The sequence below is a fragment of the Buchnera aphidicola (Anoecia oenotherae) genome, assembly GCF_005080765.1.
Classification (GTDB): domain Bacteria; phylum Pseudomonadota; class Gammaproteobacteria; order Enterobacterales; family Enterobacteriaceae; genus Buchnera_E; species Buchnera_E aphidicola_AB.
The window spans coordinates 80,319-94,070 of the sequence record NZ_CP033012.1 but is presented as its reverse complement, the minus strand read 5'-3'; the positions used below and the strand labels follow the sequence as shown (position 1 = coordinate 94,070).

Annotated in this window: 9 protein-coding genes, 1 other RNA gene and 1 pseudogene; 5 read left to right on the top strand and 6 right to left on the bottom strand. The window is 22.3% G+C overall.

Annotation, left to right across the window (positions count from 1 at the left end; translation table 11 throughout):
* The first annotated feature begins 210 nt into the window (after nt 1–210).
* Nucleotides 211–1,098, top strand: coding sequence for a 4-hydroxy-tetrahydrodipicolinate synthase (gene dapA, locus D9V65_RS00400; protein ID WP_158341622.1), 888 nt, complete (start codon nt 211–213; stop codon nt 1,096–1,098).
* Nucleotides 1,099–1,375: 277 nt separating this feature from the next.
* On the opposite strand, the gene dapE is transcribed toward dapA, so the two are convergent.
* From dapE to D9V65_RS00380, 4 genes and pseudogenes are all read right to left on the bottom strand, one after another.
* The gene (dapE, locus tag D9V65_RS00395; RefSeq protein ID WP_158341621.1) at nt 1,376–2,503 is read right to left on the bottom strand and encodes a succinyl-diaminopimelate desuccinylase; all 1,128 of its coding nucleotides are present in this window, start codon (nt 2,501–2,503) and stop codon (nt 1,376–1,378) included.
* Between the two features lie 292 nt (nt 2,504–2,795).
* A complete protein-coding gene (gene tkt / locus D9V65_RS00390; protein ID WP_158341620.1) occupies nt 2,796–4,808 on the bottom strand; it encodes a transketolase in 2,013 nt (670 codons plus the stop codon).
* A 68-nt stretch (nt 4,809–4,876) separates the two neighbouring features.
* Nucleotides 4,877–5,839, bottom strand: coding sequence for a transaldolase (tal, locus tag D9V65_RS00385; protein ID WP_158341619.1), 963 nt, complete (start codon nt 5,837–5,839; stop codon nt 4,877–4,879).
* 489 nt (nt 5,840–6,328) lie between these two features.
* A pseudogene (locus D9V65_RS00380) lies at nt 6,329–7,541 on the bottom strand (beta-ketoacyl synthase N-terminal-like domain-containing protein).
* Nucleotides 7,542–7,952: 411 nt separating this feature from the next.
* Between D9V65_RS00380 and D9V65_RS02400 the strand changes: the two are divergent.
* The 3 genes from D9V65_RS02400 (at nt 7,953) to rnpB (ending at nt 9,234) form a co-directional block, all read left to right on the top strand.
* Complete coding sequence (locus D9V65_RS02400; RefSeq protein ID WP_261978538.1) at nt 7,953–8,213, top strand: hypothetical protein; 261 nt, start codon at nt 7,953–7,955, stop codon at nt 8,211–8,213.
* Nucleotides 8,210–8,836, top strand: coding sequence for a 16S rRNA (cytidine(1402)-2'-O)-methyltransferase (rsmI, locus tag D9V65_RS00375; RefSeq protein WP_315984277.1), 627 nt, complete (start codon nt 8,210–8,212; stop codon nt 8,834–8,836). Before D9V65_RS02400 ends, rsmI begins: the two co-directional genes overlap by 4 nt.
* 10 nt (nt 8,837–8,846) lie before the next feature.
* Nucleotides 8,847–9,234: RNase P RNA component class A (rnpB, locus tag D9V65_RS00370), an RNA gene on the top strand.
* Nucleotides 9,235–9,330: 96 nt separating this feature from the next.
* Here the strand turns inward: rnpB and pmbA are convergent.
* On the bottom strand, nt 9,331–10,677 hold the full coding sequence (pmbA, locus tag D9V65_RS00365; protein ID WP_158341618.1) for a metalloprotease PmbA: 1,347 nt from the start codon (nt 10,675–10,677) through the stop codon (nt 9,331–9,333).
* A gap of 205 nt (nt 10,678–10,882) precedes the next feature.
* Between pmbA and ppa the strand changes: the two genes are divergently transcribed.
* Nucleotides 10,883–11,422, top strand: a complete 540-nt coding sequence (ppa, locus tag D9V65_RS00360; RefSeq protein WP_158341617.1) for an inorganic diphosphatase — start codon at nt 10,883–10,885, stop codon at nt 11,420–11,422.
* Nucleotides 11,423–11,536: 114 nt separating this feature from the next.
* Here ppa and D9V65_RS00355 read toward each other — a convergent pair whose 3' ends face one another.
* A complete protein-coding gene (locus tag D9V65_RS00355; RefSeq protein WP_158341616.1) occupies nt 11,537–13,477 on the bottom strand; it encodes a hypothetical protein in 1,941 nt (646 codons plus the stop codon).
* Nucleotides 13,478–13,752: the final 275 nt, after the last annotated feature.

The following is a 13,752-nucleotide window of genomic DNA, read 5'->3' as shown; positions in this document are numbered from 1 at the left end:
ATGAAATCATTATAAAGATTTATTTAAAAAAATTAAGTAATATTAATTATGTGTAATAAAAAATATTAACTATGAAGATAAATTGTTAAATGTTATATATAGCTAACAATATTTAAAGTTAAAAAATATTTTTGAATTATAAATTTAAAAAGTACTAAATGTTATTCTTAATGTTTTAATTTAAAATATATTTAAGAGGAGTTTAATATTATGTTCAAAGGAAGTATGGTAGCTTTAATTACTCCTATGGACGACAAAGGATCTATTTGTCGTGATAGTTTAAAAAAATTAGTAAATTATCATATTTACAACAATACTTCAGCTATAGTTTCGGTAGGAACGACAGGAGAATCTTCTACTTTAAGTCAAAAAGAACATATACGTTTAATTTTTTTAACTTTAGAGTTATCTAAAGGAAAGATACCGATAATTGCGGGGACAGGATCTAATTCTACTACAGAAGCTATCTCTCTTACAAAAAAGTTTGAAAATTCAGGAGTATCAGCTTGTTTAACAGTAACTCCTTATTATAATAGACCAACTCAAGAAGGACTATATCAGCATTTTAAGAATATTTCTGAGAGTACTAATTTATTACAAATTCTTTATAATGTTCCATTAAGAACAGGTTGTGATTTATTACCTGATACTATTGGAAAATTATCTAAAATCAAAAATATTATAGGAGTAAAAGAAGCATCAGGAGATTTATCTAGAGTACAAAAAATAAAAAAATTAGCTGAACATAATAAATTTTTTATAGTTAGTGGAGATGATTCTACAGCATTAGATTTTATGCAATTAGGAGGAGAAGGAGTAATTTCTGTAACTGCTAATATTGCTGCTAAAAAAATGTCTGAAATGTGCAGATTAGCTTTATCAGGAAAATTTATAGAAGCTAGAATAATTAATAATGAATTAATGTTATTGCACGAATCGTTATTCTGTGAGCCGAATCCTATACCTATAAAATGGGCAGCTAAACAACTAAATCTCATAAAAACGAGTGTGTTACGTTTACCTATGACTTCGATTAAATCAAAAACAAAGATTATAGTAAAAAAAGCAATAAAAAAGGCTAATTTATTAAAAAACTAATAGATTATAGTAAATAACTATATTTTATATATACAACGTTTTCATAAAATAAATATACAAAACTTTTAACAAGTTAATTTCTTATATTATAAAGGTAACTAACTTATCTAGAACATTAACAAATATAGTAATTGACTTTTATTGTAAATCTATTATCAATACGATGTATAACTATATATAAATAATAATATTTTTTAAAAAAAGTGATTAAAAATTAAATTTTGCATTTTTTATTTTCTAATAACAATTTTTTATAAAAATGCAGTTACGTATTACTTTATAAAAGTACTTGTTCTATTATATTTTCATATATTAGAGTAAGTAATTTTAAGTCTGATATTTCGGTATATTCGTTAATTTTATGAATAGTTTTATTTATTAATCCAAGTTCTACTATTTCTGGTTTCATTAATGCAATAAATCGTCCATCTGAAGTTCCTCCTGAAGTAGATGTTTTTGGATTTTTGCAAGAGTATTTTTTAATAGATTTTCGAACAATATTTATTAATATACCATTTTTTGTTAAAAAAGGTAATCCTGACAGAGTCCATATAATAGTGTTTTTTAAATTAAATTTATTTAATAAATTTAAAATTTTTAACTTTATTGATTTAACTGTTGTTTCGGTGTTAAACCTTATATTACATATGATTAGTATTTCTCCTGGAATCATATTGTTAATTTTATTTCCGGATGTAATAGTTACAATTTCTAAATTAGTTTTATCAAAATATTGGTTTCCATTATCCCATTTTATACATGTTAATTCATGCAAAAATAGTAATGATTTATGAATAGGATTTTCAGCTAAATCAGGATAGGCAACATGTCCTTGCTTTCCGAATATTCTAATTTCACCAGTTAGAGATCCTCTTCTTCCATTTTTTAATGTATCTCCTAAAACAGTATTACTAGTTGGTTCTCCAATAATACAATAGTCTATTTTTTCATTTCTTAAAATAAGTTTTTTTACTACTTTGATAGTTCCATGGGTTGCTTTAGATTCTTCATCAGAAGTTATTATAAAAGAGATTCTACCATTATAATTTGAATTTTTTGAAATAAATCTTTCAACTGCTATTATCATAGCAGCTATAGATCCTTTCATATCTGCTGATCCTCTTCCATACAGTCTATTATTTTTTATTGTAGGATTAAAAGGATCGGTGTTCCATTGGAGAATTTCTCCCGGTGGAACAACATCAGTATGACCTAAAAAAGTTAAGGTTTTTCCTGTTCCACGGTAAGCCCAGAAATTATTTGTAGTATTTTTATTTATTTTTTCTATGGTAAAACCAATTTTTTTTAATTTATGTATAAGAATATTTTGACATCCATTATCATTTGGACTAATAGAAGGAATAGAGATGAGTTTGCTTGCTAATTTTACTATTGGACATATCATATATAATTTTCTCAATTTAACATTTGAATATAGTTTGTATATAAATAATAATTAATAATTAATAAAGCAAATAGATATAAACTTATATTTTTGATATTTATTTATAAATTTTTAATTATTAAAAATTTGAACTATTATTTTATTTTATATAAAAAATAATTAAAGTTAATAGTGTAAAAAACATTTTTTTATGTTTAATTTATTACATGTTGATTGAAAATAAAAAGTTTGAAAGTGTTATAAAATTTAAAATAGGGAGTACAAGTAATTATTACTCCCTTAATTGTTATCATTAAATAGATTTTTTAATTTTTAATAATAAATCTTCAGCTTTTTTAACTATTTGTTCTACGGTAATATTAAAATATTGAAACAATTTTTCGCATGGTGCTGATTCTCCAAATGAATTCATTCCGATAACAAATCCTTGTAATCCGACATATTTGTACCAAAAGTCAGAAATCCCAGCTTCAATAGCTATTCTAGAAGTTATTTGTTTAGGAAAAACATAATTTTTATATTTTTTATCTTGTTTGTCAAAAATATTAGTGCAAGGCATAGAAACTACTCGAACAAAATATCCTAGATTAGTTAATTTTTTAGATGCCTGTAAAGTTATATTAAGTTCAGATCCAGTAGAAATTAGTATAATTTCTGGTGTTTGAATACAATCATAAATAATGTATCCTCCTCGTGAAATATTGTCTATTTGTTCTATTGTACGAGAAGATTGAATTAAATTTTGACGAGATAGTATTAAAGCTGAAGGTCCATTTTTTCTTTCAATAGCTAATTTCCAAGCAACAGCAGTTTCTACTTGATCGCTAGGTCTCCATACATGCATATTAGGTATGGATCGTAAGTTAGAAATTTGTTCTATTGGTTGATGAGTAGGCCCATCTTCTCCTAATCCAATTGAATCATGAGTATATACTAATATGTGTCTTACATTCATTAAAGAAGCCATGCGAACAGCATTTCTTGCATATTCCATAAATATTAAAAAGGTTGCAGAATAAGGTATAAAACCTTTATGTTGCGATATTCCATTGGATATAGCAGTCATTGAAAATTCGCGTACTCCGTAATGTATATAATTTCCATTTGGTTTATCTGTTATAGATATAGATTTAGACCATTTAGTAAGATTACTTGGAGCTAAATCAGCTGATCCTCCTAATAACTCAGGTAATAGTTTTCCGCATTTTTCTAAAATATTTTGAGAAGATTGTCTTGTAGATAAGTTTTTTTTATTAGAATTAAAAAAATGAATAGTTTTGTTCATTTCATTATTCCAATTATTAGGTAAAGTTTGATCTATTCTACGTTTGTATTCTTGAGCTAGATTAGGATAGTTTTTTTGATATTTTTGAAATAGTTTATTCCAGTTAGACTCTAACTGTTGTCCTTTTTCTTTAAAATTCCATTGAGAATATATATCTTTAGGAATATAGAAAGGAGGATGATTCCATTTTAATTGTTTTCTAGTTAACAATATTTCTTCAGTTCCTAAGGGGGATCCATGAACTTCGGCTGTTCCTGATTTATTTGGAGATCCATAACCAATAATAGTATTGCAGATAATTAAAGATGGTTTATTTTTCTCATTTTTAGCTTTTTGTATAGCGTTGAATATTTGGTTAGAATCGTGTCCATCTATTTCTGAAATAACATTCCAATTATAAGATTCAAAACGTTTTTCTGTATCATCGGAAAACCATTTTTTTACATTGCCATCAATAGAAATTCCATTATTGTCATAAAATACAATTAATTTATTTAGTTTTAGAGTTCCTGCTAATGAACAAGATTCATGGGAAATTCCTTCCATTAAACAACCATCTCCTACAAAAACCCAAGTATAATGGTCTACTATATCGTAGTTTATTTTATTAAAGGAAGCAGATAAAGTTTTTTCTGCTATAGCCATACCTACAGCTGCGGCTAATCCTTGTCCTAATGGTCCAGTAGTAGTATCTATTCCAGGTGTATATCCTATTTCAGGATGTCCTGGAGTTTTGGAATGTAGTTGTCTAAAATTCTTTAAATCATTTATAGATAATTTGTATCCAGAAAGATGTAGTAAACTATATAACAACATAGATCCATGTCCATTAGATAAAATAAATCGATCTCGATTATCCCATTGAGGATTTTCAGGATTATGTTTTATAAAATTTCTCCATAATACTTCAGCAATATCAGCCATACCCATAGGCATTCCAGGGTGACCTGATTTTGCTTTTTCAACAGCATCTATACTTAAAAATCTAATTGCGTTTGCTAAATCTTTTCTAAATTTCATAATTGACCCGTAATAAATATATAAGTTATTTACAAACTGTTTAATATTTTTTTTATAAAAGTAGTTTTTTATAAATTTTTTAATTTTTTATAAATAATTTTCTCTAATTCTATTCTGTCATTTGAAAAACATCTAATTCCTTCTGATAATTTTTCTACAGCCATAGGGTTTTCATTATGTTTAAATAGAAATTCTGAGTGAGATAATATGCATTTTTTAGATTTTTTCTTAAAAATAGGTTTTAATCTTTGTTCTAATGTGTTTTGTTGAGTGTTTTTTAATAATTTTAAAAGATCTGGAGATATAGTGAGATAATCGCAACCAGATAAGGCTAGTATTTGTTCTATTTTTCGAAAACTTGCAGCCATAATAATAGTTTTGTAAGATCTTTCTTTATAGTATTGATAGATGTTTCGAACAGATAATACTCCAGGATCTATTTCTACATTATATAGATTAATATTATTTTTTTGTATATACCAATCATAAATTCTTCCTACAAAAGGAGATATTAGAAAAGCTCCTACATCAGCAGCTATTCTAGCCTGTGATAGTGAAAAAATTAGAGTTAAATTACAATTAATTCCTTGTTTTTCTAGAATTTCTGTTGCTTTTATACCTTCCCATGTTGCTGCTAATTTAATTAATATTTTTGATTTTTCAATACCTTCTTCTTCATACATGTTTATTATTTCTTTTGCTTTTTTTACTGAAAGATGATAGTTAAATGAATATCGAGCATCTATTTCGGTAGAAATACGACCTGGTATATATTTTAAAATTTCTTTTCCAAAATTAATAGCTACTTTATCACTAGCTAATTGAGCGATAGTTTGTTTAATAGTAGACTTTTTTTTAGCATATTTTATAGCTTTTTCTATAAGATGGTTATAACTATTAGAATTGACTGATTTAAGTATAATAGATGGATTTGTAGTAGCATCTTGAGGTTTATATTTTTTTATAGATTCTATATCACTTGTATCAGCAACAATTGTACTCATTTTTTTTAATAAATTTAGTTGATTCATTGTGTATTTCTCTTTGAAAAATTTTTATTAAGTTTTTATATTTAAATTTAATTAGAATTTACGTAAAATTTTTTTATTAAATAAATTCAAGTAAAATTAAATAAATTTTATAAATTTTATTTGTATAGTATATAAATTTAAAAGAATAAATAAAGTTGTTTTTATTAAATATTTGATCTATCTAAATTAGATGTAAAATTTTTGATTAAATATTATTAGTATTAGTAAAGTTAATATTTTATGTATAAAATAAGTAATAATAAAAAAATGAATTAGTAAATTTTATTTTTTAATTGTTAATAGGAACAATTTAATTATTTATTCAAATAGTAATTTAAAAATGAAATGTTTATCAAGTATAAATAGTTTCTGCAGTTTAAATAATAATGTATAAAATTCATCATAATATTGTGGTGTATTTGCATAAAAATAATAAATTTAACTATTCATTAAATACTTATTTAAGTATAACGGGTATTGTACACAAATTTATTTATATTTTTTAATAATCAAAGATACGTTAGTACCGCCAAATCCTAATGTGTTAGACATTATCATATTCATTTTTTTTTCAATAGTTTTTTTGGTAATATTTAAGCTTTTAGCTAAAGGATCTAGATTTTCAATATTAATACTAGGAGCGATAAAGTTATATTTTAACATTAATATACTATATATTATTTCGTGAACTCCAGAAACGCCTAGAGAATGACCAGTAATAGATTTCGTAGAAGAAATAAAAGGAGAATGGTTTTTATTTTTAAATATTTTACGAATAGATTCTAGTTCTTTTAGATCACCTAATTTTGTAGAAGTTCCATGTGTATTTATATAATCAATGTCTGATTTTTGGATATTTTTCATAGCTAAAGCCATAGATTTTATAGAACCTTTTCCTGATGGAAGAAACATATTAAATCCATCAGCTGTTGTTCCATATCCAACAATTTCAGCGTATATTTTAGCCTTTCTATTAATAGCATGTTCTAATTCTTCTAGAATAATAATTCCAGAACCTCCTGATATTACAAATCCGTCTCGATTTACATCATAAGGTCTAGAAGCTTTTTCTGGAAAATTATTAAATTTAGTAGATAGTATTCTCAAAGAATTGAATAATAATGAAGATTCTAATGTTATTTCTTCTCCTCCACCAGCAAAAATTATTTTTTGTTTTCCTAATTGAATTAATTCAAAAGCATGACCAATACAATGAGCAGAAGTAGTACAAGCAGAACTAATAGAATAGCTTGTTCCTTGGATTTTAAAAAAAGTAGATAAACAAGAAGATAAACTAGATGATTGTATTTTACTGATAGTATAAGGGTCAATTAAAAGTTTTTTTTTTATTAAAAATAGTATTTAAATGTGTTGGAGATCCTAATCCAGATCCAATAATCATTCCTGTTTCAGGATTTTTTTGATATATTTTTTTCGATAAGGAGCTATCTAAAATAGCTTTTTTTATAGCTAAATAACTATAAATAGAGGCAATGTTCATAAATTTTAATTTTTTTTTGTCTATAAAGTTATAATCTTTTAATTTAATATTTCCCCAGATATGACTTCGTATTTTATGTTTTTTCATTTCTTTTGAAAAAGTAACTCCTGATATTCCATTATATAGGCAATTAATGATATTTTTTTCATTATTTCCGATACTAGATAGTATTCCTATGCCTGTTATAACTACTCTTTTCATATGAAAATCATCCTCTTTATGTTTTTATGATAATATATATGTGAATAATTTATAGATAAGAAATAGTTTTTATAACAAAATCTATAATATATATATATAACTTATAATATAGAAAATGTTAATTTTGCTGATATAAATAAAAATAGTTTATTTATGAAAAATGTTTTTATATTTCCATATATATATATTTAAAACAAATCAATTATTATCGAAAAATATTAAATTAGCAACTTAAATTTTATAAAACTGAATATGTAACTTACGTAAGTTATATTTTATTTTAAGTTATCAGTTTCAATATTGATTAATAACAATTTAATATTTAACATTATTATGATTTTTGAAACTAAACAATTTTTATATAAATAATAGTTATTAACAAAAAAATTAATAATATAGTTGAGATATTTAATGATACAAATTAAGATTGTACAAAAAGAGTTAGGAATCATTTATATAGTACCCACTCCTATCGGTAATTTAGGTGATTTTACAAAAAGAGGGGTAGAAGTTTTAAATAGTGTAGATTTTATACTAGCTGAAAACATAAAACGTACTAATTTCTTTTTTAAAAAAATGAATATTAGTGGAAAGTTTATTTCAATGAACAAGTATAATGAAAAAGTGCAAACAAAAAAAATTATTTCTTTAATAAAAAAAAAAAAAATATAGCCATTGTTTCTGATGGAGGTACTCCTTTAATCAGTGATCCAGGATTATATTTAATACAAAAATGTTATGAAAAAAAAATTCAAGTTATTCCTTTACCTGGTCCATGTGCTGCTATAACAGCTTTAAGTGCATCTGGTTTGTCATCTTTAAAATTTTGTTATGAAGGTTTTTTACCTTCAAAAAATACTAAAAGATTAAAAAGATTGAAAGAGTTAAAAAAAGAAGAAAGAACTATTATTTTTTATGAATCTTCTCATAGAATTGAAGAAAGTTTAAAAAATATGATAATTATTTTTGGGGAAGATAGAAAAATAAGCATTGCAAAGGAATTAACAAAAATATGGGAGGATATTTATATTTCTTCTGCTAAAAATGTTTTAATATGGTTAAAAAAAGAGCCTTTAAGATATAAAGGAGAATGGGTTCTTATTGTAGAAGGATATAAGAATATAATCGATAAAAAAATATCTGAAAAAATAAAAATAGCTTATTCTATGATAAGTAAAGAATTGTCGTCTAAAAAATCTATAGAAATAATTTCTAAACTTTACAAAATAAGTAAAAACGAGCTATATGAATATATTTTAAAAAAAAAGATGACAAAAAAAAAAATAAATGTATAATTTAAATACATAAGTTAATCAGACAATCGCTGCTAATTATAAAAACATCAATAATTAGGAGAGGAAAGTCCGGGCTCCTTTGGATCAAAGTACCAGATAACGCCTGGGAAGTGTAAACTTACGACTAGTGCAACAGAAAAAAAACCGCTTAATTTTTAAAACTTATATTTTATATATAAAAATATTAAGTAAGGGTGAAAAGGTGTGGTAAGAGCATACCGTATTATTGGTAACAATAATAGACAATGTAAACTCTACTTGGAGCAAAGTTAAATAATAGTTTTTTTAATGCATGGATCCGTGCTAAACTTGGGTAAACTGCTTGAACTAATAAGTGATTATTAGTCTAGATAAATGATTGTCTAATACAGAACCCGGCTTATAGATTAACTTATGACTAAAAATTAAATATATCTTTTTATAATAAAAAATAATTAATAAAATTGATATACATATATTGTTTTTGTTATGTAGTAGTATTGTGATTTATTTATTTATATTCCTGAAATGTGCATTTTTTTTATTAACAATGAACCACATTGTATTTTAGAATTAGTATTTATATCGGTAGACATAGATTCAATGTTATTAAATATTTTTTTTAAATTTCCAGATATAGTAATTCCATCTACAGGAAATTGAATTTTTCCATTTTTTACATAAAAACCAACAGCTCCTCTAGAATAGTTTCCAGTAATTAAATCTATTCCATTGCCTAATAATTCTGTTATTAGTAAACCAGTATTCATAATTTTTAATAAATTTTTAAAAGAATATGATTTATCATTATTAATGATAATCCAATTATGTATTCCTCCAGAATTTCCTGTATTTTCTAAATTTAATCTATTAGAAGAGTAGCTATTTAATATCCATGTTTTTAATATTCCTTTTTCTACAATAAATCTTTTTTTTGTTTTTACACCTTCGGAATCGAAAGGTTTTGATCCAAGACCTCCTAATATATTAGGATCTTCTAATATTGAAAACCAATTAGGAAGAATTTTTCTATTTAATGCAGTAAGTAGGAAAGAAGATTTATTATATATATTAATACCTGAAATCGATTCAGCTAAATGAAAAAATAAACTTTTGGAAATCTTTGAAGATAATATGATTGGTAAAGAAGTAGTTTTGAATTTTTTAGGAGATAGTCGACGTATAGCATATTTTGCTGAATTTGTTCCTATCCAATTTGGACTTTTAAGTTTTTTAAAATTTCTGTTTATAGAATAAGAATAATCTCTTTGCATACCATCACTATTTTTAGATATAATTCCATTAGATAAAGAATATAAAGAAGAACAGTATGATGATAATAAACCTAAACTATTACCTATTACTATAATATTTATTGCATAAAAGAAATTTGCTCCTTCGCTATTTATTATTCTTTTATCGTAGTCTAGAGATATTTTCTCAGTATTCATTACTAAATTAATAGCTTGACTTATTGTTGTATCGTTTGTATATAGTAGAGATAAATTTTTTGGATTAGTTATTAATAAATTTTTTTCAGGTAATTGATTATATTTATCTACATAACTGTTCTTTGCAATGTTATATGCAGATTTAAAAGTATTTTTCATAGAAAGATAAGATAGATTAGAAGAAGATGAAGAACCTTTTTTTTGATTGTAATATACGTTAATACTAAAAATAGAATCTTGATTAAATTCTATTATTTCTGTTTTTTGATTTCTGACTAAAACGTTGTAACCAAAAGTATGGTTAATAGATGATTCAATTAACAACGGTTTTTTACTAGTATGTTCTATTATTTTTTTTATTTTTAATTTTAGGTTTTTTTCTTTTTTTAATATTTTATCAAGACTATACATTTTATATTCTTTTTTTTATAATTTTAGATTTATTAATATTATATTATTACAAATAAAACGGTTATAATTTTAAATTATTAGAATAGTTTGGTTTTTTAAACTAAACATTTTATTATATCATATAATTTTATTTTAAAAATAAGATGATTTTAAAAAAAATAAATAAATTACTATTTGTTGACATTTAATTAGTTAAAGGAAGTTTATGAGTATTAAAAATGTTGCTTCAGGAAAAAATATTCCACAAGATATATATGTGATTATTGAAATTCCTTTACGTTCTTTTCCAGTAAAATATGAAATTGATAAGAAATCAAATTGTTTATATGTTGATAGATTAATACCCACTACTATGTTTTATCCTTGTAATTATGGTTATATTAATAAGTCTCTATCATTAGATGGTGATCCTTTAGATGTTTTAATTCCGACTCCTTATCCTTTAATTTCTAAATCTATTATTAGAGCAAGAACTGTAGGTATGTTGAATATGCGAGATGAATCAGGAATTGATAAAAAAATTATAGCTGTTCCGCATAATACTGTATCAGCAGAATATAATGGTGTTCAAGGAATAAAAGATTTTCCTGATTTGTTAATAAAACAAATAGAACATTTTTTTTTACATTATAAAGATTTAGAAGAAGAAAAATGGACTAAAATAGTTGGATGGAGTGATTGTATTGAAGCAGAGAAAGAAATTATTTCTTCTATTATTAGATATGGTGATAGTAAAAAAAAGTAATTTAATTATATATGAATAATTATATATAAGTAAATTACTAAAAATAAATACATTTTATTTTATTTTTTTATGTGGAATATACATATTTTTAAATTTTTATAAAAAAACTATTATTTATATACATTTAAATGGTTTTTTTTTATTTTTTAAATAAAAATTTATGTAAAAAACATTATTTTTTAATTTTGAGTTTTTATAGTATTTTACAATATTAATTTCACTAATTGTTTTTTTTTGTATAAATTGAAAAATTACATGGTAAGAATTAACGTTTTCATTGAATTCTGTTAATATTGAAAAATGAGATTTTTTATCTATAGAAATATTATATAAATTTATTAATACATTAAACTCTATATTTTTTTGTATAGAAAAATTAGAACTAAAATGTATTTTTTTAATTTTACACAGTTTACTAATAAAATTTGAGAAATTTAAACTAGATAATAATTTTATACAAGAGTTATTTTTTTTAAATAATATTTTATGAAAACTAGAAAAAGATCCAAAAATATCTGGAAAAAAATAATTAATGTTTTTAATATTAATTTGTATATTAATGTAATATTTATTATTTATATTTGCTTTAATAAATAAGTTGTTTTTTTTAAAAAAATAATTTATTCCAGGAATAAATAAATGATTTTTTTTATGAAAAACAAAAATAGTTCCTAGTGAAGTTAGGTTATTTTTTTTTAATGAGTAGTTAAATTTAATTAAAAAATTATTAATTTTATTTAAAAATAAATGAGTATTAAAAAAAACTAGTAGATGTTTTTGTTTTAATAATAATTTTTTATACAAAAAACATTTAAAAGAGTTTATGACTTTATCAGGAATTTTTAACTTTTTGCAGTGTAAGTCAAACGTTGGAAAAATTAGTGAGATGTTTTTAATGATAGAATAAATGTATAATTTTAGATTATGATTAGAATTATGTGGTTTTTTATCTATGTTTTTTTTATTTTTGATATATAGGTTAAAGATAGATAAATTATTTTCTAAATCAAAATAAGTAAAATAGTTGAATCTTTTTTTTATCTCATTTTTGTTTTCTGGGTTTTGTTTTGAAAGATAAACAACTTTATACATATAATAAGGAAAATTTTGTTTTTTTTTTACATTTATATAAAAAATAATATTTTTATATCCTTTCGTTTTAAGGCAAAAAAATATTTTTTTTGAAATGTTACCAGTCATAATAGACATAATTTTTTCTTTTAAAATTTTTTTTGTATATAAGTTAATTTTAAAAACAATGTCTATAAACTTTTTTTTATTTAAGAAAAAAAATCCGTTTCCATGCAGTAAAAGATTACAAAATTTTAAATTTATGTTTTGTAAAATATATATATTTTTTTTTTTTATAAAATCTATTTTAGTACTAAAAATAAAAGGTTTTTTATTTTCTATTACAGAAAAAAAATTTTCTTTAAAATTATTAATAAATATGTTTTTGTATTGAGAAAATATAAAATTTTTTATATAAAAAAGTTTTAAATCAAAAATTTTTTTAGCATAATTAAAAATATTACTTGAAAAAAAATTTACATGTTTTAAATTTGTATTAAATGAATTTTTATTTTTTATTTTTAGCTGAATTTTGTTAGTTTTTAATGTATAAACAGTAATACTTTTTTTTGTGCTTTTTATTCCAGAAAAACATTTATCAATAAAAATATGTTGATTATTGTCTTTATAGTGGATTTGATATAGTTTTACATTTGGGCATAAAAAATCAAACTGTTTAAATAAACATTTATATATCAAATTTAAAATAATATTTTTGTTATTTATATTAAGATTGTGTTTTTTTGAGTATATAAATATATCTTTTATACTAATTAGATCTATATATATATATTTATGATGAAAAAATTTCTTTGTAAAATTTACATTTATTTTTTTTATAGAAAATTCTAATTGTTTAGTCTTATAGACTATGTTTTTGAATATTATGTTTTGTATGTTTCCATTTACTTTTTGTATATGTAATTGAGGAAAGTAATAAAGAGCAATTTTAAAAAAGCAATTTAATCCAAAGTTAGTAGACATTAATAGAAAAAAAATAATTGTAAAAATTAAAAAAAAAAATAATTTTTTCATGGATAGTATGTAGTATTTTATTGTTTTGAATTTAAATTAAAATAATAATTTTATTATATCGTTTTTTTTGAGAGAATTGCTAAAATAAAAAAAAATTTATTAAGTCAAATTATTTGAAAGATTAGATGTAAAAGTTTTATTAAAGTAAATTAGTTAAAAATGAATCAATATTAAATAAATTAGTTTATGATCATTAACATATTTATTTTTAAATAATAACTATT